The sequence below is a fragment of the Mesorhizobium sp. M00.F.Ca.ET.216.01.1.1 genome, from assembly GCF_004010325.2.
Lineage (GTDB): Bacteria > Pseudomonadota > Alphaproteobacteria > Rhizobiales > Rhizobiaceae > Mesorhizobium.
Map to the genome: position 1 here is coordinate 1 of NZ_SADR02000616.1, position 279 is coordinate 279.

A 279-nucleotide genomic window follows, 5' to 3' on the forward strand; every position below is an offset into this window, starting at 1 on the left:
GTCGCGCCGGTGCCGGAAAACACGCTGGTGATTCACGGCGAGACGGACGACACGGTTCCCATTCAATCGGTTTACGACTGGGCGCGGCCGCAGGAATTGCCTGTCGTGGTGATTCCGGGCGCCGAGCATTTCCTGCATCGCAAGCTGCACATCCTGAAGCGGATCATCGTCGACGCGTGGCGTTGACCGGATGGGCCGCATCTCGATTTGCGGGGTACAGGTAGGCAAAAACTCACCATTAATTGCCCGCCGTTACGCGAAGTTGCGAGAGTAGCGCGC

At 60.6% G+C, this 279-nt stretch carries 1 protein-coding gene; it reads left to right on the forward strand.

Annotated elements, in window-relative coordinates; all coding sequences use genetic code 11:
* On the forward strand, nucleotides 1-186 hold a 186-nt coding region (locus tag EN859_RS37665), incomplete at its 5' end, for a hypothetical protein (protein ID WP_245525905.1).
* Nucleotides 187-279 lie beyond the last annotated feature (93 nt).